This window comes from Lysinibacillus sp. NPDC097279, from assembly GCF_044761745.1.
GTDB lineage: Bacteria > Bacillota > Bacilli > Bacillales_A > Planococcaceae > Lysinibacillus.
On the sequence record NZ_JBIWDA010000002.1, the window covers coordinates 708,746 to 735,716 of the forward strand.

At 32.5% G+C, this 26,971-nt stretch carries 24 protein-coding genes; 8 read left to right on the forward strand and 16 right to left on the reverse strand.

Annotation, left to right across the window (positions count from 1 at the left end; all coding sequences use genetic code 11):
* Positions 1–14 precede the first annotated feature (14 nt).
* The 16 genes from ACIQ1H_RS13580 to ACIQ1H_RS13655 form a co-directional block, all read right to left on the reverse strand.
* A complete protein-coding gene (locus ACIQ1H_RS13580) occupies positions 15–344 on the reverse strand; it encodes a hypothetical protein (protein WP_402889447.1) in 330 nt (109 codons plus the stop codon).
* A gap of 23 nt (positions 345–367) precedes the next feature.
* Entirely contained in the window at positions 368–964 is a 597-nt protein-coding gene (locus tag ACIQ1H_RS13585) for a hypothetical protein (protein ID WP_402889449.1), read from the reverse strand.
* 86 nt (positions 965–1,050) lie between these two features.
* Complete coding sequence (locus ACIQ1H_RS13590) at positions 1,051–1,797, reverse strand: hypothetical protein (RefSeq protein ID WP_402889451.1); 747 nt, start codon at positions 1,795–1,797, stop codon at positions 1,051–1,053.
* Positions 1,798–1,859: 62 nt separating this feature from the next.
* Positions 1,860–3,023, reverse strand: a complete 1,164-nt coding sequence (locus tag ACIQ1H_RS13595; protein WP_402889452.1) for a hypothetical protein — start codon at positions 3,021–3,023, stop codon at positions 1,860–1,862.
* Between the two features lie 27 nt (positions 3,024–3,050).
* Positions 3,051–3,464 carry a PAAR domain-containing protein gene (locus ACIQ1H_RS13600; protein WP_402889453.1) on the reverse strand — a complete coding sequence of 138 codons (414 nt, stop codon included), beginning with the start codon at positions 3,462–3,464 and terminating at the stop codon, positions 3,051–3,053.
* Positions 3,465–3,476: 12 nt separating this feature from the next.
* On the reverse strand, positions 3,477–7,241 hold the full coding sequence (locus ACIQ1H_RS13605; protein WP_402889455.1) for a phage tail spike protein: 3,765 nt from the start codon (positions 7,239–7,241) through the stop codon (positions 3,477–3,479).
* A 23-nt stretch (positions 7,242–7,264) separates the two neighbouring features.
* On the reverse strand, positions 7,265–7,906 hold the full coding sequence (locus ACIQ1H_RS13610) for a hypothetical protein (RefSeq protein ID WP_402889456.1): 642 nt from the start codon (positions 7,904–7,906) through the stop codon (positions 7,265–7,267).
* Positions 7,907–7,919: 13 nt separating this feature from the next.
* The gene (locus ACIQ1H_RS13615; RefSeq protein WP_402889457.1) at positions 7,920–8,576 is read right to left on the reverse strand and encodes a hypothetical protein; all 657 of its coding nucleotides are present in this window, start codon (positions 8,574–8,576) and stop codon (positions 7,920–7,922) included.
* Between the two features lies 1 nt (position 8,577).
* The gene (locus ACIQ1H_RS13620; RefSeq protein ID WP_402889458.1) at positions 8,578–9,174 is read right to left on the reverse strand and encodes a distal tail protein Dit; all 597 of its coding nucleotides are present in this window, start codon (positions 9,172–9,174) and stop codon (positions 8,578–8,580) included.
* On the reverse strand, positions 9,174–15,533 hold the full coding sequence (locus ACIQ1H_RS13625) for a peptidoglycan DD-metalloendopeptidase family protein (protein ID WP_402889460.1): 6,360 nt from the start codon (positions 15,531–15,533) through the stop codon (positions 9,174–9,176). The genes ACIQ1H_RS13620 and ACIQ1H_RS13625 overlap by 1 nt, the downstream gene beginning before the upstream one ends.
* A gap of 163 nt (positions 15,534–15,696) precedes the next feature.
* Positions 15,697–16,188 (reverse strand): hypothetical protein, encoded by a 492-nt coding sequence (locus ACIQ1H_RS13630; RefSeq protein WP_402889462.1) that lies wholly within the window; start codon positions 16,186–16,188, stop codon positions 15,697–15,699.
* A 67-nt stretch (positions 16,189–16,255) separates the two neighbouring features.
* Positions 16,256–17,254 carry a hypothetical protein gene (locus tag ACIQ1H_RS13635; protein WP_402889464.1) on the reverse strand — a complete coding sequence of 333 codons (999 nt, stop codon included), beginning with the start codon at positions 17,252–17,254 and terminating at the stop codon, positions 16,256–16,258.
* 22 nt (positions 17,255–17,276) lie between these two features.
* Entirely contained in the window at positions 17,277–18,050 is a 774-nt protein-coding gene (locus tag ACIQ1H_RS13640; protein WP_402889465.1) for a hypothetical protein, read from the reverse strand.
* On the reverse strand, positions 18,047–18,586 hold the full coding sequence (locus ACIQ1H_RS13645; RefSeq protein WP_402889467.1) for a hypothetical protein: 540 nt from the start codon (positions 18,584–18,586) through the stop codon (positions 18,047–18,049). Before ACIQ1H_RS13645 ends, ACIQ1H_RS13640 begins: the two co-directional genes overlap by 4 nt.
* Before the next feature lie 231 nt (positions 18,587–18,817).
* Complete coding sequence (locus ACIQ1H_RS13650) at positions 18,818–19,288, reverse strand: hypothetical protein (protein ID WP_402889468.1); 471 nt, start codon at positions 19,286–19,288, stop codon at positions 18,818–18,820.
* A gap of 75 nt (positions 19,289–19,363) precedes the next feature.
* The gene (locus ACIQ1H_RS13655; RefSeq protein ID WP_402889469.1) at positions 19,364–19,873 is read right to left on the reverse strand and encodes a hypothetical protein; all 510 of its coding nucleotides are present in this window, start codon (positions 19,871–19,873) and stop codon (positions 19,364–19,366) included.
* Positions 19,874–20,160: 287 nt separating this feature from the next.
* On the opposite strand from ACIQ1H_RS13655, the gene ACIQ1H_RS13660 reads away from it, so the two are divergent.
* The 8 genes from ACIQ1H_RS13660 to ACIQ1H_RS13695 all read left to right on the forward strand — a co-directional run bounded on the left by ACIQ1H_RS13660 (position 20,161) and on the right by ACIQ1H_RS13695 (position 26,848).
* On the forward strand, positions 20,161–21,471 hold the full coding sequence (locus ACIQ1H_RS13660) for a ParB N-terminal domain-containing protein (protein ID WP_402889471.1): 1,311 nt from the start codon (positions 20,161–20,163) through the stop codon (positions 21,469–21,471).
* Positions 21,472–21,488: 17 nt separating this feature from the next.
* Entirely contained in the window at positions 21,489–22,475 is a 987-nt protein-coding gene (locus ACIQ1H_RS13665) for a phage lytic cycle repressor MrpR family protein (protein ID WP_402889473.1), read from the forward strand.
* 288 nt (positions 22,476–22,763) lie between these two features.
* Positions 22,764–23,228, forward strand: a complete 465-nt coding sequence (locus ACIQ1H_RS13670) for a hypothetical protein (protein WP_402889475.1) — start codon at positions 22,764–22,766, stop codon at positions 23,226–23,228.
* 92 nt (positions 23,229–23,320) lie between these two features.
* Complete coding sequence (locus ACIQ1H_RS13675; RefSeq protein ID WP_402889476.1) at positions 23,321–23,578, forward strand: hypothetical protein; 258 nt, start codon at positions 23,321–23,323, stop codon at positions 23,576–23,578.
* A 34-nt stretch (positions 23,579–23,612) separates the two neighbouring features.
* On the forward strand, positions 23,613–23,801 hold the full coding sequence (locus ACIQ1H_RS13680) for a hypothetical protein (protein WP_402889478.1): 189 nt from the start codon (positions 23,613–23,615) through the stop codon (positions 23,799–23,801).
* A gap of 121 nt (positions 23,802–23,922) precedes the next feature.
* Complete coding sequence (locus ACIQ1H_RS13685) at positions 23,923–24,573, forward strand: 3D domain-containing protein (RefSeq protein ID WP_402889479.1); 651 nt, start codon at positions 23,923–23,925, stop codon at positions 24,571–24,573.
* Between the two features lie 172 nt (positions 24,574–24,745).
* Positions 24,746–25,276 carry an NfeD family protein gene (locus tag ACIQ1H_RS13690; RefSeq protein WP_173478423.1) on the forward strand — a complete coding sequence of 177 codons (531 nt, stop codon included), beginning with the start codon at positions 24,746–24,748 and terminating at the stop codon, positions 25,274–25,276.
* 15 nt (positions 25,277–25,291) lie between these two features.
* Complete coding sequence (locus tag ACIQ1H_RS13695; RefSeq protein WP_402889481.1) at positions 25,292–26,848, forward strand: flotillin lipid rafts scaffold protein FloT; 1,557 nt, start codon at positions 25,292–25,294, stop codon at positions 26,846–26,848.
* Positions 26,849–26,971: the final 123 nt, after the last annotated feature.

Consider the following 26,971-nt stretch of genomic DNA (forward strand, 5'->3'; position numbering starts at 1 on the left):
AGCATCCTCCTTTCTTAATGAATGATACTTTCTTCTTGTCTATCTCCAGTATCAATCGATTCTATTCCTCCAATGAACGAAATAAAGTTTCCATTAATGTTCGTAAATGATGGATTTAAAAACAATACAAGAAATTTAGCTTTCATATCTGCATTTATCTGCCCAATTCTGGCAACTAAGCCTTCATGTGTAAACATTTCGATTAGCTTTTCTAATGTGTATTTTCCTACGGCTATTGTGTAGCTACGTTCAGTGGATGATTCAAATAATGAAAACTTATTGTTAGATGCCGTAATCTCCAAAACATCGCTTTTTTCAGGTAGTTGCAGCCAAAATCGTTTCATTACATTCTTCCTTTCTGCGTGAATTATTTAATGATCCAGTTAATTTGCCCAACTCTATTAGCTGCCAATGGAGCGTAAAAGCGTCCCACTTCTGTTCCGTTTGATTGGAATAGCAAATAACCGTTCATTGGTTTATTCGAAGTGAGTTTTACTTCAATGAAAGCACGCTCATTAAAGGGCAAAGCTACAGTAGGCTGGAAAAACAGTTGTATATCATCTTTTTTATAATTTGTTTTATAGCCAAAATGTATCGATTTGATATTCGAACGTTGAACACCTTGTTGATTACTAAAATCAGTAAAGGCTTCTTTATATGTGATAAGGTCTTTTTGTTCGAAGTTAGTTGTTAAAGGATAAGTTTTGCCATCTTCCTTTACGTAAGCAACTTCAATTTTTCTACCGTTTATGTTGAAGGAGCCATCTGACATTTCAAAATAAAATTTCATCCTTTGCCCAAACAAACCAAAACGAATGACCTGGTTTTTCTGAATTAAATAAAAATCATTTTTTTTATGCGTAAGTAAATCATACTCAGCGAAGTTTTTACCATTGGCGTAATCAGCGTTCCAATTAAAGGGAAGATTAATTGCTTGATAGTTTTCGGCAGTTGTGAATAACATGTTTTATCTATCTCCTTCATTGCATTGAAGTGTTTTTTATTGTATGAAAAAAGGGTAGGGGACTGACCCTTACCCTTTTAAGCTTTTTATACGTAACGATAAGATACACGTTGCATTAATTGATTTTTACCTGCAGACGCATTCATCGGAACATCAGCATAAACAGAAATCTTAACAAAGTTACCACCAGCCAGGTCAGCGTTTGTTCCTGCATCATTGGTAACATTGGCTAAACCTAAAATTTCTTTAGCTTTTGGTGTTTTATCAATTTTAATTGTCAAATATTCTACTGTCCCATCCATAATAGCGTTGCCTTCTACAGTTGGCCAGGAAGGTTGTGTTGCGCCTGTCGTTCCTGCTTTCGATACTTTATAAATATAATTATTATTTGACGTTGGTTGAACGTAAGCATCTAGTGTCATTTCTGTTCCTGCAGACCAAACTTGTGCAGTTGCAGCGTGTATATTTGTTGTAGTACCGTTTGTGCCTAAATCCTTAGTACCAGAGGGATTAAGAGGATTTCCACCCTTACCAACAGGTAAGAAACGGGACTCTGATAGGCTATCAACACGGACATGGAACCAATTGTCTTTTACAGCTTCTACAATCTTTCCCTCTAAATCGCCTGTTCCACCACTTCGGTCACGTGTTGTAAATGTTACTTCTTCCATTTTAGGTGCATCGGTTGTTCCCCCTCGGTTGTTCCAAATATAGAATATCTTTGTATCTGATTGGGAAGCAGCATCAACAGTTTTGTAGTCTACTGTGTAGTTGACTTCTTTTGATGTTTCATTTGTACCTTCATACCATGATACGATCGGATAGTTAGACATAAATAAATTCCTTCTTTCTAGTTCATTTTGTTTTTTATATAATAAAAACTCTTTAAGCCTCACTAAGAGTTTAAAGAGTCGTTTAACATGATTTTGACATTGACTGATAAATTTTGGGCATCAACAGAAAAGGAGGGGATATATAATCTAAAAATATCACCTTTTTCCACGGTAGGTGCTGTTAAAGTATGAGATTGATTATCAAGATTATTATTTTCTTTAATCATTATTGGGGTATCGGTTAAATCAAACCAATCCGTGAAGTTAGCTGATTTTTGTACCCAAATGGGTGTAGGTTCTAAGCCTTTTGATGTAACAGAAGCTTTGATTTCGACAATTGCACCAGCATAATCAAAAACAATATGAGGGTCTTGTACACCTTCTAAAATATCTTTCGGGATAACAAATACCATCGTTTTATCATTAACAAATTCCGTAATATTTTTTAATTTAATAAAATGTTCTTTACTCATTAATCCATTTAATAGTTCGCTTGCTAATGGGATATTGCCCCCTAATGCGTCAATTGGAATCCAATCTTTTCCGTTCCAACGATAGCGTATACCTGTATCAAAAACTTGTGTTGTCCAGCCAACTTCAGGGTAAGGATAGGTCTTTGCAATATCATTATATGTAGGAACATAAGGCTGATAGATTAAAACGGTCGTTTCATAAGCATCTTTGACTAATTCTGTGGCATCCTGTGCTTTTTGTGTTGCGATTAATGCCTGGTCTGTTGCACTATTAGCATCGTTAATGGCAATCACAAGACGTTTTAAGTAATTTTCATAAGTATCTGTACGATCAATTAATTCTTGTACTTGTGATTTGCTTTTTTCTATAATGTCATGCAATGATTCAATCGCATTTGTACCATCATAATGAATGATACGTGTGGAAGGGTAGAGGATAAGGCCTCTTCCTTTATAGATAATTGAAAGTGTCTCGGCTTCTTTTGATTGATGGAAATATACAAAGCCATTCGTATAGTCAACATAAAATTCATTTTGACTAAGGTTATGTTTAATAAATGCTTCGTAGTTTATTTCAAGCATATCCGCAATACGTACTTTAAACATTTCATCAGGAATTTCTAATAAGTACACACGTTGATTTACTACTCGGGCAATATCTAGTCTATCGATAAAAGGGTCGTTAGGTGAACCTTTTCTCCAAACGATATGGATAGGGTTATTAAATTCTAAATAGTTAATAGGTAATGACAATGTATCACCTTCTTTCTTCCTTCATTTTTAATTAGCAAAGACGTTGCTGGAGCCTTCAATAATTATTGCGCTAGAGCCTGCGTGCGTTTCAATCGCATCGCTTTTTCTCGCTAATGGTTTCCCATTAATAAAAACAGTAGGGCTGCCATTTTTAACTGAACCATTCGTACTTGTATGAGCACCGCTATCATAAGACCAACCGTTAGGAAGCTGATAATCATCTCTTTCGGTTGTTTTGGCGCCTGAGAACGCCACTTCTTTTCCATTTACAAATACATTGGTACTGCCTTCGCTAATTTCTCCTACAATGGTTGCGTTAATGTAATCATAAAAGTAGGAGGAGTAAGGGGGAAGAGTATCAGGATTCAGTTTCTTTATTACGATATGATTTGGTGCAATACTATTTTGTATTTTTGCGCCTTTTATTGCTACTTCAGGCATGCCATCGTCTCCTTAGTTTAAGTTGATTCGAGTACCATTCACTTTAACGCCCTCACCATTTATGATGATTTTGTTTTCTCCTACGGCTAAAGTAATTGCAGTGGAAGCTTTGAAATTGATGTTTTTTCCATCAAAGTTCATAGAATGAGGTGTTTTCATTAAAATAGATTCATCGCCATTTTTAAGGGCAAATTCTCGTTTTTGGCCATCAGTGCCTACATAATCAAAATAAAAACCATCACTTTTTTTGTACTGGTAGCCAACATTATTCCCAGAGCCTGTATCACCGCCAGCCCCCCAAGTCATATGTGGGTAAGCGGCATCTCCTGTTTCTTTTACTGTAATCGTAAGCTTATCTTTTTCGGCACCTCCATAATTAGTTTTAATTTTAAAGAAATTGTCCTTAATATGAATAAAGTCTTGTGGTTGATTGGAATTAAGTGTTTTTAATTTATTGACGGTTAAATCTGAAATATAGCTGCCATCCACATCTTTAATAATTTCTTCGCTATCACTTCCCATAATTAGAAGCTTTTTCGCGTAAATAAGCCCATCTTTACCAATCCAAATACGCTTGTCACCTTTGGCATCAATGGCGATTCCTTCATTAGCATTTAAACGTATTTGTTCACCGTTATCCCCATTGATCGTAATGCCTTTAGTTTGGTCGAAAATGATTTTCTCTCCTAAAGACCCGTCAACAATTTTTAGATTGTGCGTGGTTATATCTTTTGCATAAAGTCTACCATCAGTGCCAACATAAAATTTCTTTTCATTTTCCACATAAATAGAAATTGCTTCATTAGCGTTAAGCTTAATTTTTTCGCCATTTTTTCCGTAGATTGTAATACCATTTTCCCAATTTAGTGTAATGGCATCACCTAAATCACCGTCTACAATACGAAGATTTTTTGTGACTAGTCCGTCAGCGTAGAGGGTACCGTCTTCCCATTTTTTGTCGCCAAGTGTAGCAAATAGCTTACTTACCCATTGATTATTTTCCCACTTTTGCAGGGCAAGACCATTTGTCGCATTGAGGAAAGCGCGGTATTTGCCATCATTTCGAACAGCGATAAACCCAAATTCATTCATGATTAAATTATTATTATAAGAACCCATATGAATGCCTGAATAAAACAAGGAGTCTTCGATTGCTTGTCGTAAACGTGTTGCCTCATCGTAATAGTCTTTAAACTTTTGCACAAAAAAGCCACGATCTTCAATGGGGCTCGTGGATTCAGTAAGGGGGTCTGTCATATCAATTTCTAAGTTTTGAGACTCAAGATAACCGTTCTTTAAGATTTTGATGTAGCTAGCTATGTAGTTCATTAATGTCAAATATACTTCTTTAACTTTACTTGTTGAGTATCGATCTGTTATCGAATGGACAGTAGGGAAGGTTTGGGTAGTTGTATCAAATGGGCCATTTACATCTGTCTCATTATCTCGTTCACTTCGTATATACTTTTGTGCTTGTTGAAGTAGTAGCTGGTAGTCCGAGTGAATTTTATATAATTCTTTAATAAGCTCCAATTTTTCAAGCGTCGTTAATTTTCCATCTGCAACAATTTTGTCAAATAAACCAATATCAAAATAATTATTTTCAGCATCTAAAATTAATTGGTCTAGATTGTTAACGATTTTAATATTTTCAGCTACCATATTTCGAGAATATAATGTTCCGTCTGTATGCGCCCATAAAATTTTCTTCCATGCGTCACCGTCTTTTTGACTAACTGAAAATCCTTCACAAGTTGTAATAGCAACCTTCGTAATATCATTCCATGAAGTTAATCCAAAGCATTCTGGGTCTGGCTCATCTGTCACTAGCCCCAAACGCATTACTTCATCACCGTTCCGATTATAAATTGTTGTACGTGAACCTTGTGTCAGCCAAATACCTGATTCATCCTCGATGATTAAATTCACACCAGAAATAATCTTACCGAAAATTCGCTCGCCAAATATACCATCTTTCGAAATAGCATGTTTCCACGAGTTTCCATTATCGTTTGTAATTGCTAAAAATCCATTTTGGATGACTAGCCAGCTTAAAGGATCCGTTAAATCTTTTACAGTAATACCCCGTTCATTGATTTCAATTTGCTGATTATAGCCTGCCATCACTGCATTTTTTAATGAATCCCATTTATTATTAATGATGTCATTGATGGCCCCGTTGTTTTTTTCGGAAAGATTCCATTTCCATTTTTCCATTTGGACGAGGGTAGAGGTATTACCAGCTTTGCTAAGCTGCTCTAACCAAGTGTTTTTTTCATCAATTTCGTTGGTGATAATAACCGAAATGCTTTCTCTTTCAAAGTCATATGTAATTTCCGTTATTTTAGCTTTTATATCTACTAGTAATCGATTGTAACGAACAGAAACGATATCCCCCAAATTGAGCTTATCCCAATCATTTTGACATTCTACAACTGTTAAAAAATCAATGATATTCATATCTAATTTAATTTTAGGCTCTAAGTATTTCCTGAAAACTTCCTGCGCTTCTTCTAATAAATCTTGATCATCGACAATGGAGTCATTCGTATATTCTTTTTCAATTTCAAAATTAGATAACTCAGTTAACTGTTCATTTGAGAAATTATTTTCTCTTTGTAATTGATTTCTTAATTGTTCTAACTCATCTTCGTAGTTTTTTAGTTGATAATTTAACTCTCTAATAAATGCTTCTTGATTGGATATCTCATTTCTTTTTACTTCTAATCGATTAATAATATCCAAGTGAGCGGGGGAGTTGGATTGAAAATTGGCGTTAGATAAATCTAATTCATCTTCTATAATCACTTTTTGAGTAATTAAAGTACTAAGGCGTTGACTTTCAGTTTGGATAATAGCTGTTTGTGTTGTGATGGTTGTCGTTAAATGTGTAAACTTTTCTGCTAATGAGTCAACTAATGTATGGTAATCTTCTAGCGCTATACAAAGCTCATCACTCAAATACTCTGAATGGCTAACGACGACTCCATTTTCTTGTTTGAAGGGGTAGAGATAGAATCTGAAATCTTCCAGATAAGACTGTCCTGTTGGATTTAAACGATGAATGGTAAGTCCTTCTTGGCCATATACTTTTAATCGAGTGATGGTATCAATCGTATTAGTAGATAAATTAAAGCTTTCTAAATATTTGCCATCCCGAATGTAAAATCCTTTATTGTTGCCAATATTATCGGGTCTATAGAAGTTTATTTCACATTTAAGCGTGTCCCATACGATAAGTGCATTCCATAAGTTTGCTAATTCATAAATGATTTCTAAAATATTATTTGAGGAAACTTCGTAGCTTCGATACGTTTCGAAAAAGCTATCGACATAACCAATCTTCCATTTCGTATTAGTAGAAGACAATATTTCTGTAGCTATTTGTGCAAGTGTTTTACTAACTACCTCGAAGTCTCTAATATTTTTGTCACTTAATTGTACACCTAACGATAGGGCAGAATACTGTATATATTCATCATCACTATACGATTTGTTCGATTCATTTAATAGAAAGTATTCCGTAATAGGACCAAATTTCAGTTTAAATAAATAACGGTTTTTAATCGCTTGTATATTTTTATTGTCCATTGGCACACCGTCTTGAAAAATAACAGTTGGAATCTTAAATGATAGTTCATTTAATACCGATAGTTTTGTACTATAGCTAATATCATAGGCTTCACTTAGTGGTGCGATTGTCTTTTTATCAGGGCGGCATAGGAAAACTCTAGGTTTAACTGTTTTTAAATCATAATTAATGTCACCTATATTCACTTTATCACCTCCTTTCACTGAAATTATTGTTGAATAAATTGATGCTGATACCTAATACGCATATCAAAATCACCGTTTGCTTTAATGTAGTTGTTTCCGACTAGTAATTCTAAAAATTCATCATTATGATCATCATAGCGATAGACACCTGAATTTTGTCTATCTGACACGATTTCTTCTTTCTGACAATGAATATAAACTTCTTCATTATCGATTAGATTTTCTAATTGCATTTTTTGATTTGTCATCGTGTTTATGATTTCGATTGATCCATTGCCGTTTGTTTTTGTAATCCATAGCTTAGGCTTAATATTAAAATCACCTAAGTTTTCTACAACGGCACATGGGTCAAAATTAATAGAAAATGCCTGAATATATGGCTTTTGATATTCTTGCGTAGCACTCATAACAATTTTATAGCGAAATGCCAAACCTTGAAGTCCGTATTGATCTACTAAATCTGTACTATATAAATTTAATGGCTGCCATTTTGTCCAATTGACTGCATCGTATGAAACTGAATAATAAAATTCGACTTGTTGTGCATGGACATTTAAAATATTTGTGGCAATTGTAGTAAAATATTTTTGGGCGTTATTTGTAATTGAATGAATTTTAGAGATATAAGAGCCCTTTACGTTTACAATTGAACTCCATTTTTTCATGTAAGCACCACCTCTATTCTATTTTGCCAAACGGTCTAAATTCACAACTGCTGCCGATCCGTTTCCATTTAATTGTTTTTGCTTTACGCCAAACGACAGAGCCATCAATGGAAGTGACCCCATTTTGAATTGAAGCCCATTCAGGTTCAACTGTTGAAGATAATCCTGCTGTTTCGCAAATGTAGTAGTATTGTTTGCTACCATTAGTAGGGTAAACAATATCGCCAACTTCATAGTTATACTCCCTGCGCCAATTGTTGCCGTTTGTATCATAGAACTCTTGATTTAATACAGTAAGAAAAGTAGGGGAGGTAGTTGAACTTCTGCCATCCACTACACATTCATATAAACCACCATTGTCAGGTACAGCTTTTATTAACTCGCCAACAATATAATCCTTATTCGTTTTCCTCGATTTTGCATGGATGCCTTCTCTTGTTGCAACCCATCCAATATGGCTACCGATTGCAGGTGTTTTATTCCATATTACATGACCGATTGAATAGAAAATATTTTCATTTAAATCCTCAATAGATTGTGTAGATGATTTTAAGTATTGTTCAAGCTTTGTAAAATTTCCCCCATAGTTAATAATGGTCTCTTTAATATCATCCTGTTCAAAGGTATCTTCGGTTACAATTTTTAAGTCTAATTTAGTTGTAGTTTCCATGTTAAATGTCACTCCATTTTAAAGTATTGGCATACAAGATGCCCCATGTATTCGTTAGTTCATCAATAGTTAATCCGTTTGAAGTAATTTTCATATTATGACACTGACCTTCCGCAAATGTAGTAATGTCATCCTGAAGTAAATAGCCCTTATTCGATTTTCTGAACTCGATTTTATCTAGTATTTGTTCATGCGAATAGCTGTAAGGTGAGTCGCAACGAATTGCTAACTCGACATAACCTTGTTTGAGGCCATTATGGATTAGTCTAGAATCTCCTTCTACAAGTGCATACATGACTCGATTAGGATTATGATCAAACACTAGTGGTTTATAATAGGGCTGAAAGAGCCAACGAGCAATTTTTCTTAAGTCATGCTCATTTACCCAATCATCAAGATAAAAAGACAATTTAAAAGAGAGTGGATCATGTTCCACTCTCTGAAAGTAAGGTGTTTCATTATTAGCGATTTTCTTTTCGATAATACGCCGTTGTGGTAAAAAATTCTCTTCGAATAAATTACCTGAAGACCATCCAATATAAACGCCCATATCTTTTGATGAAATATTATCATACATAAAATGAACTGATTCTAACACTAAGGTCTCATTCCTTTCTTACGTAGTAAGTTGTCGTTAATCATTTTGCTAAACTTATTGAGATCATTCATATCCCCATTCATTTTATCGATATTGAATTCGATGTTTATATTGCCATATGTAGTCCCTTCAGAAAGATAAGTTTTTAACATGGATGATTCGGGCAGAGGGGATAGGGTGCTAAAAATTTTATCCATGACATTAATGGAGTTAAACAAACTTTTAGTATCTGCAGAATCTAACATAATTTCATTCGGATGTGCGATGATGGCTTTGCCACCTTTACCATCAATACCACTACCAGACCAATTCATGTAGCCACCAGAATCTAATGATGCTATATGACTTCGAAAATAATCTTGTAATTTAGGGTTTTGAATAAATTCCACGTAATTTTGCATCATATTTTTTAATTGAGATATCTGCATTGAATTTAAAGTATTCGTTATCTCTTTGTAACCTGCATTCGTCTGTATTTTTGAGCCTTGATCTCTACCTGCTTTAGCCATATTATCAGCTGTATTGCGTAATATTTGTTGCTGTGTAGGGTCACTAATTTGGTTGACTAATACATCTTTAAAGTATTTAGCAGTTAACACTCTAGAATCGCCTACGCTAAGTGAAGTACCAATACCATATTTAGAAGCATTGTTATAAGAGTTTTCAGAATTTCCACCTATAGCTCCACCATTTACAAACTGATTAAAGTATTCATTGTATGCGCCGCCGCTTATATTAGATTGTTCTTTAAAATATGCTTTTAAAGTTTCCATCTCCGCATTAGTTAGCCCTGATATTGCTGAGTCAAAACTAGTATTTTTAGAAATAGTAGCACCTTGGTTATGACCTGCTTCTCCATAAATATTACCTTTATAATGAGCTTGTTCCTTTGCAGCGCCTGTCAACATATTCGCAACATTATCAGTTAAAAATTTTCCTAGTAAAACTTTGAGATTTGCTTCAGATAAATTACCTTTTGATGATGTACCATTGCCATAATTTTTATCAATATCTGGATTATAGCCTTCTGGTGGAACATTTGATTCAATTTGGGAATCATTAAATTTAGCAATTAAATTTAATGCTTCTTCTAGCTGATCTATAACATTTTGACGAATAGAAAAACCTACTGTTTTCATCGTGCCATTCATTGTATCTGCTAATCCTGGCATCGTTAATTTCATTTCATTAATATATCCTTGAAAATCCGCAGTAATTTTATCAAAGTTTTCTGCCATAATGTCTTTTCTTAATTGTGCAAACTTTCGTTCATCATTAAGTAAATCATTATAATGTTTTTCCCAATATTCTTTTTCACGATTAATGTTATTGATGATATTTTCATGTTCTTTTTCTTGAAGCTTGGTTTTTTCGTCTATTTCTTCTTCTTTTGTTTCAAGCGCATCATTTAAAGACTCTTTACGTAATTCAATTTCTCGATCATGTCTACGTTCGGCAATTTGTTTATCAAGTTCATCTAATTGCTCTTGCAGTTTTTTTCGCTTAGATTTTGCTTCATGTGAGTTATCAAGTAGTAATAGATTATATTGACTTTGGACATTATTTCTTTCTTTTTCCATATCGCCAATTTCCATTTCATAATCACGTTCTGATTCCTGTCTATCTAGAAGTTTTAATTTATCCTCTACATTCTTTCGAAATAAATCCATTTCATCTTGAAGATTATTCATGTTTTTTTCATGTTTTTCATTTTCTTGATTGATTTCATCTTCAATTAATTTCATATGTTCATCTCTACGTTCTTGAACATAATCTTTATATGCGGAAATTAAATCATTGGCAATTTTTTCTAACTTGGATTTATTTGCTTCTTCAAGCTGTTTTGTATAATCTTTTACAGCTAATGTGGCATTAATATAAGCTAAAGTTTCCGCTTTTAATAAGTCTTCAATTTGTTTGGATTTCTCAATGGTAATATCCTGCTGTTTCAATTCTTTAGCTAAATTATTGCTTGTTTCTAAATGTTTCTCTGCAATCTTTTCTTGCTGCTTAAGCATGATATCAGTATATTTGGCATAGTCAGCAGAACCTTCTTCATACATTTTGCGAATTCCTTCTGCTCTGTCTTTCTCAAATTGCATATCAGCAATAGCTACATTTGATTGGGTTTTAATATTGACAATGATTTCATAATTATTATCTTGAATATCAAGCTGGAGTTGTTTGATATCCTTTTTTAAGTCGGTGGCTCTGTCATTAGCTGTCGTTAATGCCTCGCCAAATAATTGTCCCGTATTCATTAAATTTTGAATATCACTTAATTCTTGACGATTAATATTTTGCTTTTCACGCATGGTTGTATTAATTTTTTCAAGTGATTGTTGATATTTGAGGGATGCAGTATCGAGTTCATTTAGAACCAAATATTCGTAATCAAGGACGGAATCTTTCGTTTTACGTTTATCTTCAAAGGAATTGATTAAATCATTAACAAGACTTACATATGATTCTAATTTCGATGTATCAACATCAACAATTGCAAAATCAATTTCGCTATTAATTTTACCTAATTCATGTAGTTTTTCAGTATACTCTGCAACGACAGCGGCTGATAGTTGGCCACTATTAATAAACTGTTTTAATTGCTCGATTTCAGCAACATTAATTTTCTTTTTTTCAATTAATGCTTGTGCTTGCTTGTCTAATTCATTGCGGTATTCCTTTGATGATTCTTTATATTTCTTTAAGCGATTAGCGCTATTTTCTAGAAATTTATCATAATTTGATTTCTTATATTCAAACGGAAGTAAGTACGCATCAATAATTTCCTTTTCTAATTTGGCAATGGCTTCTTTTTGATTTAAAATATCCATTTGCAAATTGATTAGTTCAGATTTTGCTTGATCTATAGCTTGTTGTCCTGTTGCAACAACGTTAGAAGAATCAGGTATAGTGCCCGACTTTGCATTATTATAATAAGCCGTAGGGTCAATTTGTAGACCGTTTTTACGCGTTTCATAATGAAGGTGGGGACCAGTTGTCCGCCCTTCTTTTCCAGTGTCACCAATATAAGTTCCTGCCTGAATGTATTCTCCAACCTTTGCTACTGTTTTATCTAAATGAGCATAAAGGTGTTCAATGCCCGAATCATCTCTAATAACTACAATATTTCCATATGATTCATGTTCTTTATTTTTTACTGCATTACCTGCTTTTACGACTGTACCAGATACGTTTGCCTCTAATCTTGTCCCTTTTTTAGCTGAAATGTCTATTCCTAAATGTTTATCTGGTTGACCAGTAATTGGATCTAGACGTCCTCCATAGGAACTTGTAATTTTACCCGACCATCCACTTATTTTTTTGGCAGTACTTGATGTCGATTCATTGCTTGTAATCATCCCCGTTTTATTGATTTTTGATGAAGAGACTTGGGATTGAATAGAGTTAGCTTGTTTTTCTATAATCGATAATTTATCTTTTTCTAGTTTTAATTGCTGTTCTAATGATTTTCGATATTCTTCAGAATGCTTCGGTAGGGTAGATTGAAGTTTTACTTGCTTTTCAATTTCAAGATTTAAATTTTCTAGTGACTGTTTATATGTATCTGTAATATAGGTGGATTGTTGGGTTGTTTTATTAGCGTTTTTTTCAGCTGTGTTAACTGAAGAAACATTTTTACCAATCTTGCTTAATTCTTCACCATATTTTATTTTTAAGTTAGTTAAATCAACTAATTCGGCTTTTTTAGGGTCCACCTTCGCTGCTGTTCTATGGTAGCTCATTTCATTTTGTAGATTTGTAATGTCCGATGAAGAAGTTGGATTGTCAATTTTTTTACTTATTTTTTCAAGTGCTGCAATTTCATAATTAATGATTGCAATACGTTTATTCGTTTCAAGTGCAAGATCAAGGGTGGCTTTTTGTTCTTCAGTAAGTTTATTTTCACGATATAACTTATAGGCATATAACAATGCATCATTTGCTTTGTTTTCAGCAATCATTGTTTTTATTTTTTCTGAAGAAAGGCCAATAAATTTAGAATCATTGTTCAAAAGATCTGGATAGACGGAAGCTAAATCTTGCATTATTTCGTATCGATTATTTAATAGATCTTTTATATTTTGTTCTTGAGCAGTTAATTGTTCTTTATTAAAGATATCAATTAAGGTCTGTTGAGAATAACCAGCTAATTGATTTGTTAAAGCTTCATAACTAAATAAAGAATCATCTAACGCATCTACATAAGAGCTTGAAATACCTAACGTTTTCTCAGTAACATCCTTATAGTTTGTCATTTTAGATGCTAGATTATCAAGCTCATTACCTGATACAACAGCACTTGTAGTGAAATTATGAAGTGACAATCCTGTGGCATCCATTACATTTTTATATTGTTTGTAATTAGTTGTGATACTTCCAAGATGTTGTTTTAGGCCTTCTTGAATGGATGCTAGTTTAGTATCATCAATATTTGGATAAGCAAGTTTTAATTTTCCTTTTATATCGTCGAAATAATCTTCTACTTCTTTTTGAGTCTTTGTAAATTTATCTGGAGAAGCATATTCTAGTTTGCTAAATTGAGAATTAATATTATTAATAAACTCTGAAGCATTTGTATTTTGAAATAAAGTTTCCAATGCTGAATGTAAATTTTGGACTTCTTCAACATTCGATGAGAAAATTAATTTAGAGCTAAGTGTTTGGGCTAAATCTACAGTACTTCCTTTTATAGTTTCATTCTTACTGATTATAGAATCTAAGTTCTCAATATAGCTTACTTTTATTTCAGGGGCTAGTTGAGTTAATTTAAGAGATGGATCTTGTAATATATTTATATAGCGTTCAGTACTTAATATTAATGAATTTAAATATTTTACATCGTCTTCAGTTCCTGATATTTTTGCATCAGCGAGTTTATTTTTTAGTTCGGGTAGTAATTTTTGCAATTTCTCAATGGAATTATAAATGGGTATATCGTCATTCCAAAAGTGTTCCTTTTTTCCTAGAAAATTCACTTTATAATCGGGACTTGCATTTTTGTTAATTCTATTTGTTGTATCATTTGCTCTAGCAAACATTATTAGTTTACGGTTAATATTTGATTGATTTGTATCTAGTTTATCCTCCATGAGAGTTTTTCTAGTTTTATCTTCCGCAGATTTAACATTTTCCTTCTCAATTGCTAATTGCTCTTTTAATAAAGCTGTCTTTATTTTAATAGCTTCAACTGAGCCGACCATTTTCTTACCATATTCTTCTTCACCTGTGGCAAGTGAGGGGAGAAGCGTAGCCAATTCATTTTGGATATCGCGGTATTCAGCAAGTGTTATATTATCAGCATTGCCATTATTAACAATTTCGCTTAACCTTTCATATTTAGGAATTAAACTATCAATTGTACTTGAATTGTGGTCATAAGTATTCAACATTTCTTTTTGAGCAGCTTCAAAGTCTTCTGCCTTCTGCTTTGCTTTTGCAATACTCTCACTGATTTTCCCTATAACAAAATCTACCGCCATAAAGCCTAAACCGATACCTGTTGCTGATAAAAGTGTTTTTCCAAATGTGCCAACACTTCTCTCCGTATTTTCAAAGATCTCTTTAAGTGTGCTAGTCGTATCTATTGCTTTTAAGAATGTGTCACCAAGTGAAGTAGAACTTTGTGAGGCCTCTTTCGTATTTTTGCTAAAGCCCATAATACCTTGGTTAATGTTTTCTAATTGGCTTGAGATTTCTGATAATCCTGCAATATTAAAACCTTCACCGAACTGGATGTCATTGATCTGCGTATTTAAATCTGAGATTTGGGAAGATAATTGTTCGAAGTCAGTATTGTTTGCATAGGCATGATATAAAGCATAAAAATTAGATAACGTTGTTTCGAGATTTTGCAGACTTTGTTGTGTTTCTTGTAAGCCGTTTAATTGAATTTGGTTGGAATTAACCTTTTCTACTTCTATTTTAAGTTGCTTTAGTAGTTGTTCTAATGATTGTAGGTCACCAGTAGGAATGCTTGCTAAACGTTTATAAAATGATTTCACATTTACTTTGCTATCATCAATAGCTTCATTTAACTTGTCTATTGATTTTACTGTTGTGGTTATTTGTTGTTTGAATTCATTGAATTGTGAAAGGGTAGGGGATGATCCAGCTCCAACATTTTGCAGTTGTACGTTTAACGTATCTAAATGTTGTTGAAGGGCATTCATTTGCTGTTCATATTCGATAAATAAAGTCGTATTAAAACCTTTTACGTCAAAGTTTATCGTAAGCGTATTTATGTTTTTTAATCTCTTTATATATGTATTAATATTTTTTTTTGAAACCGCGTCATTGACTCCTAGTGCGACTAATAAATCCATTGGTTCATTTGATTGTGTACCGTTAGTACTCAATTGTTTTTCCCTCCTATTATGAGATAAACAAAAAATACAGCGCCTATAAAAGTTGCTGCATTCTTTCTTTATCAAATTTTCTATGAATATATAAATATCCTAAAATGTTCAAATACCCACCTAAAAAGGTAGGGGAGTAGTTCAAAATTTTAACTATTTAAATTCATTGAATTTTGTCATCGGGTTCTAATTTACTCATCAATTGTTTTTCAAGTTCTAAAAACTGAATACTGATATTTAATTGCTTATTAATTTCTTCGAGAACACTTGAAATTTCTTGTACTGAGAACATTTCCAATAGGAATACGTCATACCAGCCAATTTCTACTAGATTATGCATAGTAGCAAAATGAGTTTCAATTGATTTATCTTTCAGTTCAGCTTTTAGTTCAGTAAAATGTTTGATAATTAAAAAGAGGATATAGTGTTGAAGCTCATGGTCATTTTTAAAGAAATCCAAGTTTTTTTGTTGAACATATTCAAATGTACTTGCTAAATCATTTATTAACATTGTTTTTTTACGTTTACTGAACTTTGGGTAGTAATAAATAAATTTCCCAAGATTTTTATCAATGTAAAACTTTTGTTTTTTATTTAATTCATCAGCATTTTTTTGAATATCTGCTAGTGTTAGTTTCGTTTCACGTTTAGTCATTTTCTCGACTCCTTCATTGAAATAAAAGGGTAGAGAATTATTCTCTACCCATTTTTCATTAATTCATTTAAATTACATCAACTGTAATTGTTTCAAGATATGTACCATCTGTTACTTCAATAATTGTTTGATCATTCGATGTCGCACTTGCGCCTAAAGTTACGATGCCATTTGTATCAACACTTGCAATAGTTGAATTTTTTGAAGTCCAAGTTAAATCACTGTTTTGTAACAGCACGTTACTGTAACCAGGACCACGAATACCTAGTACAGTGATTTGTTGTGAATCTCCTGGAACCGTTGAATCAAGAATTAGACGAGAAGGATTTGAAGCTAGTGCTGTTACTTGTACTTTTTCGTCCGTTAAATTACGAAGCTTAATGTATGCGTAGTTTCCTTTTTTATCAGCTAGTGAGCTACCTGCTAGGGAAGAAGAAGCTACCCCTTCATGCGTCATTGAAATTTCAACTGCACCATTTGGTTTAAAGTTAGGCACTTCAATAATGACTTCACCTGTTTTTCCATTATTCGAACGAATATCAACATTTAACTCCATACGCACAGCTTTCGGGAATGAATCTGCTGAGATTTCGATCGTATCCATCATTTCCTGTACTGCATAGACAACTTGCACTTCTTTGCCAGCTAAAGCTGGAACAGAAATATCTTTGCCCGTAGGAGCGTATTGTGAGAATGTTCCATTCAATTGTTCCACATGGACCTTACCAATAGGCGTATTAGCTAATGAACCTTTACCACTGTCATCAAGTAAAATAATTTCATCTGTATAGAATTCAGCTAATTGGTGATTAATTTCTGTCCCATTTTGTAATGCAATATAAGCAGTATCGAATGCAGCGTCTTCAATAGAGAATGTTAATTCTTTTTGGTAGTTAAGTTCATAAACTTTTTTAGAGCCTTTACCTGCATGAATTGCTTGTGTTTGAATTGCTTGCGTCATTGATGAATTTAACAATGTTTTCCCATTAAGAATTAATTCATCCGTTAAACGATCGAATAAACGTACATTTGCTACTGAAGTTAAAAATTGATTTTGTTGTGTCATAATAAATTACCATCCTTTTAGATTATTGTTTTTTATTTAAACTAGGATTAAGTCCTAGTTGTTTCATTTGCTTATCAAATGCTGTCTTTGTCATAATGACATCTTCATTTTTCTTCGGTTCTTCTATATGTCCTAACCAGTGAGGAAGGTCTTGCTCATTTTTAAATTCAACCATACCAGAATAACGAGCATTTAAGATTGCATCACTACTAACCATATAATCCATTCTTATTAACCCTTTATGAAATTGATACAGGGTTAAGTTTTTTATTTCGTGATAGGGGAGCCCAGATTTACAATGGTAGGCAACTATTTGCTGTTCTATATCTGCTTGTCGTGTTTTCCTTTTAGCCATAAATGCTCGAGCCTCTTGAATCGCTTTTTTAGTACCTGGATCAATGAATTCATCATCTAAATCGATAAGGTTTTGCTCGCTAATAATGGTCTTGATTTTATCAAAATCACGTTCGTGTAATGAAATACCGTCGACAATAATAAATGCCATGCCTTTTTCATTGACGGTTAACTGTATATTTTCTGTTTTAAAGATTAAGCGATATAGAGCAATTAGCTTAACTACTAAATCCTTACCATCATTATTTTGGGAGAGGGCGAGGAGAAACATGAAATACGACATTCGAATTACTTCGGGTTCTTGAAAGTCGCTTTTAGGCAAGAGTAAACATTGCACGCAATCATAAAATTCATCAGCATCTATCATTCGGATAGGATGAAGATGGAGTCCCTTATAGGGGGTTGGCTTGCCAAATGCTTTTATTGTTGAAATGCTCATCATTTTAAACCTCGTGTTTTTTGGCTGGAAGGGATAGTAAAAATCCAACGATATCCTACAAAACCGTCAGGCATATTTAAAAGCGGCATCCCACTGTGGAATTTTAACTCTTTAAACTCTATGAGATCCTCATGAAAGAGTGCTTCATTCAAGGATTCGCCGAGCCAATCAAGTCGAAAATCTACATTATTAATGGTATTCGGTGTATAAATATCAAAAATATATTGCTGCGTGCTAGAATAGGGATTTTCAGTAAAATGATTTGTTGTTTTGAGATAATGTTTTTGAGGTGTTCGTGGACCAGTATATAAACAAATACGACAAAACGCAGAATCTATTATTAAATCGCTTGTTTTATCCCCAATAACTAATATGTTGTTTAAAATTAAATCTTTATTAGGTAATTGAGAGATTTCCAATTTTGACTCATCAAGCGGGTCGTCTAATGAATCTTTTGGTAGGTAATACAGTAAACGAAGTAATTTTTCATCATTTTTCAATCGTTGATAAAACTTAGATAAATTATTTACAATTTTCATTCTCCTTTGTCTTCACTTCCTAAAGAGGTTTATTCCGAAGGTTTCAATTTGTTTTTTATATTATTTCATTTAATTAACACCACCTACTATATATTGTTAATTTCCAATTTTACGATATGTACTAATGTGATAAACTTTTTTTAATATGAAACCTTCATGATGTATCCATGCAAGTGCATAGATACATTTGAAAATTTCATTATGTATTTTGTATTAATTTATTTATCAGATTTAATCTTCCTCTACTTCTTCGATTCCAAATGAGATTGCTTCTAAATAAGAAGTATTAGAAAATGTATTATGTCGAATTGAGCCTTTTTTAATTTCTTTTTGTTTATAATGAGACAATACATAATTATCTTGCAAGCGGTGCTGTGCTCCATGACTTTTAAGTAATTTGGCAATTTCTCTACGTCTCTTATTGCGCTTTTTCGTTTCTTTAATAAATATTAAATTTTGTTCTTCTAATAATAATTCCTCTTTCGTAAAATATCCTTTAGTTATATAATAGCCTATCATGTCTAATAAGATTAACGTATTGTATGTATTTGCTGTGAGACTAAAATATAATTCTAAAGAGATTTCTTCACCCTTATATACCACTTTTTCATTTTCTAACATAAAGCTTACATATTGAACTCTTTCCTTTATCGGAAGATTTATATTGAGTTCTACGGTAGCGTGAGGTAATTGTAGTTTCATATGATTGCTCCTTCTACTTATTAAGTTGATTAGTGTATCTTAAAAACTACTTTTTTCGCCCAAATATATTTTGTATTACTTTTTGCATTTTTTACACTGTGAATGATATAGATCTTTGCTGCTGTTATTAATACTATAAAATTCATCAGTAGCAGGAAGAACTTCTTTACATTTGCTACATCGTTTTGATTTTAAGTTTAATTTCTGTGTATATATGGTTTTTCTCCATTGTCGATCGTTTTCTTGTTTTATTCGTAAACAAATTGTATTTAATCTTCGTCCAACCGTTTTAATAGGTATGTTTAGAAGTTGTCCAATTTTATGATAAGAAAAGTCTTTAGCTATGTATCTAAGTAATTCAATCTGTTCTTCATTCAAACAATTTTTTATTAATCCATCTAAATCTGCAAATAAACTAATCACTTCTGTATTCATTTTTAAAGTGCTGGATGTATATCCTACTTGATTTCCATTTAACATCGTATCATCAATCGAACCTCTAAATGTCAACAATTCCTTAATAACTGTTTCATCTGATAAAACTAACTGAGTGTATTTATTATCTTTAACTGTTTGATGGGCCACACCCTCATCTCCTTTAATGTAAAATAATAGCTCTTACATAAACTAATTATAATAGCATTGATTAATAATTCAATGTTTTTTTAAATTAATTAATCTATAAAAATCTAGAATATACAATTTTAAATTGTTTCTTCCTATATAAATGTAGATAAAAGAAATTGCAATTATCAAACGAAATAAATTAATATAAATTTAATTAATTCATTTATTGTAGTTACATTTTAATATTGCATATGGTACTATTGAAATAATTAGATAATTAATGGAAAAACAAGGGAGTGTAAAGTTTGAAGATCGGTAAAACCAGAGAATTATTAGTTGAAGATATTAAAGCTAAAATTCCATTAATCGTTCAAAATGATTTATTTTTAGATGAGATTTCCATTCATCTTAATAGACATAACATAAATATAGGAAATATTTTAGAAATGATTAACGAGGAAGATGTGCTAATTGAAGCAAATTTATTTGAGTTATTATTATTAGGTGAACAATTTAATTTAAAAATTGAAGAAACTAATAGTAATTGGATTGAAGAATGGCTAAATCCTTCTGAAATCAAAGAATTAAGATTATATAAAAGAGAATCTCCCTATGAAGATATTATTACGTTACCTTATTCTTTTGAAAATGTAATAAAAACAGGACATAACGAATTTACAGTAGTTATTCCAAATGTAATTATCGGTAAGCTATGGATGAGTGGCATTACGATGTATAACCCCAATATTCAGCGGCAAGCAAAAAAGAAAAAGTTAAAAAACGAAATTATAGAAGTGATGAATCTAAATCCGAAATCCTTACGTGAGATTGAAAAACAAACATTAAATGGAGATTTGATTACTTCAACTTTGAGATATAATGCAAAAGTTGGTACTGGAAATGAAGGATTAGAATTATTTTACAATGAAAAAGAAAAAACACTGACATTGTTAGAAGGAACTATATTGGACGTTTTAGATGGTGCACATCGAACTTTCTCTATCTATAATGCCTACATGAAAAAGACTGAGCTAGAAGGTAATATGATTGTCATCATTTCTAATATGACAGAAGCACAATGTAAAAGAGTTCAAGTAGATATGGCAAAAGCTAATCCGATTCCAAAACCAAGATTGCAAGAATTGGCTAAGGATAAGTTATCTGATGAAGTTGTGATTGAATTAAAGGTGGAAGGGGAATTGAAGGGAAGAATTACTTCTAATTCCAATATTAAATATTCATATGGTGAGGTAGTTACTTTTTCAGAGTTATCAAATGCTATAGATAATAGTTTTGAATTAGAAAATCGTATAGAGGTAGTAAAGATAGCTAAAGTGATAAATGAATATATGATGTATCTTTTTGCGTATTATAAAGAACATTTACATGATAAAAACTCACTAATGTTTAAAAATCGAATGTTCATTGGCCATATTGAATTAGCTGCTCAAATGTATAAAAAAAATATTCCATTCGAAAGTTTGAGAAATTATTTAAATCAGCTAGACTTCTCTATACAAAATTCGATATGGGAAGAGCTTGGCATTCTTCAATATGGTGGACTAAGCGTTCAAAATAGAAAAAAACTTCAGAAAGTATTTGAGAATTTAATTTAAAATGAGGGGTACAACTGATGCTGAAAGATAATGTATTTAATAAGGATATTAAGGAATGGTATTTAAGAACTTTAGATGTAAAGGATAATAGTCTAACTACGTATTTTTCGCTCTTCAATAAAGCGACTCTTATTGAAAATCAAAAAAATAAAGATATTTTTGATATGAATAAAGTGGAATTAGAAGAATTGTTTTATAGTTTAAAATCCCCAAGTCCACAACCGCTAAGTGCATCCATAGGTTTTATTTCTAGATATATCGATTGGGCTATAATGAACGGGCATACAAAAAATCGGTCACAGAGGTTACCAAGTATTATTGATATGGAATATTGTGGTAGATTCGTTTTTAAAGCGTCAATTGTCAGATACACAAGAGAACAATTGTTAACTTATATGCGTTTCTTTGATGACCAAAGACATGCGGTTTTTTTATTATGTTTATTCGAAGGAATAAAAGGAGAAGGCTATAGCGAAATACTAAATTTAAAAATGGGAGATTTAAGCCATGAGAATGACGAATATTTTGCAACATTGACGAGTAATAAAGGTTATAAAAGAAAAATAAATATTACAGAAGAGCTTTATTGGAAGCTTGAAAAATTAGACAAAGTATTTTCTACTAGTTTAATCCCTAAACAAGGGCAAAAATACTTCTCTGATAATACCTATATTTTTAAAAAGGCAAATGTAAAAAGTAGCGATATTCAACTGAGAGCTTCTTTCGGAAATAGAGCATTAGAATTAGCAAAAATAGTTTTCGATAATAATAATTTAATTGCCAGTACAATACAAATATCGGGGATGATGTGGTATATATGGGACATGATAAAAGATAATGAAATAAAAATAGTTAATAAAGAACTACTTGAGAACGTCGCGATAAAATATGATACAGGTTTTGCGAACAAGGAAAATAAGTATATAAGTTATTCTGTTCTTAAACATAAATTAGATTTTGATTTTATGAAAAAAAATTATGGTCATTTTAATATAGAGCTATAGAACTGGTGCGAATACCAGTTTTTTTTATTGTCGATTTTTAAGCAAAGTAATTCTTAATTATCGTATAGAGTTGAATAGATCTATATTTTAGAGCGCAATTAATACCATTTCTTAAGCAAAAATAGCGTGATCCTTTAATTTGAAGGAATTTTTTATTGAACATAGATAAAATGTAAAAATTCTCTAAAATAAACTTGTAAACGAACATCTGTTCGTGATAAGATAAGAGCAAATCTAATATGGTTGAGAAAAATATGTTAGTTTAGTGTAATACTAGGGGGTTTTATTGTGAATGAAATACAAACAACAGCTATTTTAGAGCTAGTTCTTTTCAATGAAAGTAATATTTCAGACGAATTATTGAGAGACTTTAACGGAGGAATTACAAATGTTATTTTAAGCGATGAGGGAGGGAATATTTTAGAATGTAAATGTATGGATAGTTCTTTATCTAGTTTAATTCTGATGGATACATGTAATGAGGATGAACTAGAATTAATTAAAGGTGATAATGATACGAAATTTATTTATCAACAATCACAAAGTTTTAATATTCAATATGATAGTTTAGTTCAATTAGATGATAATCCAGAAAATATATTTTGTGTTGTGGAGCTAAAAAATTTAATTTATTTATATAATGGCTTTTTGAGAAAGTCGATTATTGATAATAGTATTACATGTTTAAAAAGCCTTAAAGAATATTTAAATAGCTATTATCCAAATCACAAAATATTAGAGAAAATAAGTTAAAAGCGCTTAGTAAAGTGAAAGTGATTAATAAAGAATTATTTAAATGAAATAATTAAAAAAATACATTAAAAATATATAAGGTAGGGATTCATATGGATACAATAAATAAATTATTAAAAGAATTGACGTTAGATTTTGGTTATATTTTTGGTGCTATTAATCAAGGAAGAGTGTTTGAAAGTGACACTAACATGAAAGACTTTTTACATAAAAGTCAAGCATTTCAAATAAAACTAGTGAATATTACAAAGCACATTGAACAATCAAAAATTCAAACTGAAAAAGAAAAAACATTAGAAAGGCTGAATACGCTTATTGATTTTATAGAAAAACAGGTATATATGGAATGATTTGAATAAAGCTAAAGTGAAGGGAAGGAGAAAAATGAAGGCTTCCAACAATAGAAGTTTGAATAGAAATAAAATTGATCGTTATGCAATGGCTTTAGCATACGAGGAAATGGGTAAATTAAATTTAACGATTTCAGCGGAAATGGAACATTTAGAAATAGAAACAATTAAAACAGTAGAAGCATTTTTAAAGACAATCAATATATTAATAAAAAATACTTAGCACACAAGATTTAGTACATAAATACATAATAAGAACTGAAATAAAACCTATATTAGATGAAATAATTGAAAAGGACAGAATTTCACAAGGGTTTTTCTCTTGAAGAATTCTAGGTATTCTAATGAATGTATATAAAGTAATGTTTATAGCAGTACTAGTTTTTATGTTATTTAACTTTACTTTGGAAGAAAAAGAACTAGATAAAAGCATACCTAATGGTGAAGAAGTATTGCAAAATTCATCAAAGATTAGGTTAGAAACCTCAATGAAATTGATTCGCAGTAAAGCCGAGACAATAAGGCAAGAAAGAGTACTGAAAGAAGAGGAAAAGCAGAGGTTAAAATATGAAACAATGATTAAAAAGGAAAAAATCTTGCTAGTTAAACAAAATATGAATACGTCTTCTAAAGAGAAAATACAAACGATTAGCAACGAAGAAAGACAAGAACCAACCGCTAAAAAGTGGTTGCAATTTAATGCATCATATTATGGTCCAGATTGCAATGGTTGTAGTGGCATTACTGTAACAGGCATTAATGTTCGTAAAACCATTTATTATAATAGTTTAAGGATTGTTGCGGTGGATCCTACAGTACTACCGTTAGGAACAATCGTGGAAATAAAGACACCTTATGAAACATTTAGAGCTATTTCAGCTGATATTGGAGGGGCCATTAAAGGGTATAAGTTAGATATTCTAGTAGAATCTGAAGAACGAGCAACAAAGTATGGCAGACATTATGTGCAATTACGTATTATTCGTTATCCTTAAAGTTAATTTAAGGGGGGTACATAGTTAATAAAAAAACCATCATATTTTATCTTGAAGCAAGTTGTTGTAAATAAGATAGTACATACGAAATGTTTTTATTTATTAAAAATTTTGAAACTTTTTTCAAAGTGTAACCGTATAGTAGGTAATACGTTGAAAAGAGGTGATCTACTTGACGCTATTTGGCTATACATTGGAGCAAATTTATTTAGTGGTATTAATTTTCGCGGGACTGGCAACCGTTTTGTTTATGTTTTTCGGTGATGCCGTCGAGGGCGTAGGAGAAAGTCTACCGATTTTAAATCCAAGTGTCATTCTATCTTTCATTACGTTGATGTCAGCAGCTGGTTTTATTTTAGAGAAGTTAGCCTTTTTCCCTAGCGTTTGGAATATCGGTGTAGCTGCTGTAATAGGAGTTATTTTAAGTGCCCTTTTTTATTTATTTATTCTCGTTCCACTAAAATCAGCAGATGTCTCATTGGCCTATACAGAAGAATCACTTGAAGGTCAGTTAGGTAAGGTGATTGTACCAATACCGTCTGATGGCTTTGGTGAAGTAGTTATTGAGACTACGAGCGGTATGATTGCAAAGCGAGCTGTGGGCTTTGACAATGAGGTAATTGATTATGATACGACAGTCCTTGTTGTTGAAGTGAGGGCAGGCACTCTTTATGTGAGAGCCTATGAAAAAAAGTTTATTTAAAGGAGAGATACTAATATGTCAATGGAAATTTTGATCGTTCTAGGAATTGTAGCATTTATATTAATCGCTCTTGTGGCACTGTATGTAACAAAGTATCGAACAGCGGGTCCTGATGAAGCACTGATTGTAACAGGTAGCTATCTTGGCTCAAAAAATGTACATAAAGATGAGTCAGGAAATCGCATTAAAATTATTCGTGGGGGCGGTACATTCGTCTTCCCAATCTTCCAGCAAGCGCAACCATTAAGCTTATTATCAAGTAAATTAGAAGTTACAACACCTGAAGTGTATACAGAGCAGGGCGTGCCAGTAATGGCAGATGGTACAGCGATTATTAAAATTGGTGGTTCGATTTCAGAAATCGCTACAGCTGCAGAGCAGTTTTTAGGGAAGCAAAAGTCAGAACGTGAAGGGGAAGCACGTGAAGTATTGGAAGGCCATTTACGCTCGATTTTAGGATCTATGACAGTTGAAGAGATTTATAAAAACCGTGATAAATTCTCGCAAGAGGTACAACGTGTAGCTTCACAAGATTTAGCGAAGATGGGTCTTGTCATTGTTTCCTTTACAATTAAAGATGTACGCGATAAAAATGGTTATCTTGATTCACTTGGTAAGCCAAGGATTGCACAAGTGAAACGAGATGCAGATATTGCGACTGCCGAAGCAGATAAAGAAACGCGTATTAAACGTGCAGAAGCATCGAAAGAAGCGCAAAAAGCTGAGCTTGAACGTGCAACAGAAATTGCTGAAGCCGAGAAAGAAAATCAATTAAAAGTAGCGGAATTCCGTCGTGAGCAAGATGTTGCAAAAGCTCGTGCAGACCAAGCGTATGAATTAGAAACGGCACGTGCGAAACAGGAAGTAACGGAACAAGAAATGCAAATTCGCATTATCGAACGTCAAAAGCAAATTGAATTAGAAGAAAAAGAAATTTTACGTCGTGAAAAGCAATACGATTCAGAAGTGAAGAAAAAGGCAGACGCTGATCGTTATGCTATAGAACAAAATGCAGAAGCTGAAAAAATGCGTGAGCTTGCACAAGCAGATGCTGAGAAATATCGTATTGAGTCGTTAGCAAAGGCAGAAGCGGAGAAGATTCGTTTAGATGGTATCGCGAAAGCGGATGCTGAGCGTGCACAAGGTGAAACAGAAGCGGATATTATTCGCCTACGAGGTCTTGCAGAAGCCGAAGCGAAACGTAAAATTGCAGAAGCCTTCGAATACTACGGTCAAGCAGCTGTTCTTGATATGGTTGTACGCATGATGCCAGAGTATGCGAAAGAGCTTGCTAGCCCACTTGGTAATATTGATAAAATTACAGTTGTGGACACTGGTGGCGGTGAAGGTGGAAGTGGTGCCAATAAGGTGACTTCTTATGCAACGAACTTAATGTCGACACTACAAGAAACATTAAAAGAAACATCAGGTATTGATGTGAAGGAATTAATCGAAAGCTACGCTGGTAAGCACACATTGCGACCAGAGCTAGAGCGTATTGCGACAGAGCTAGTGAAACAGCCAGACCCTGTTGCTACTGCAGAAAAACAAAAAGAAGCAGTTGAACAATAAAAATTAGAAAAAAGCTACCTAATACTAATGGGACTGACCCCCATATAAAAGACAATAATCAAAAAAGCATTATCCAACCAGTTGTCGGTATTGAACCGGCGACTGGTTGTTTAGTTTTCTTTG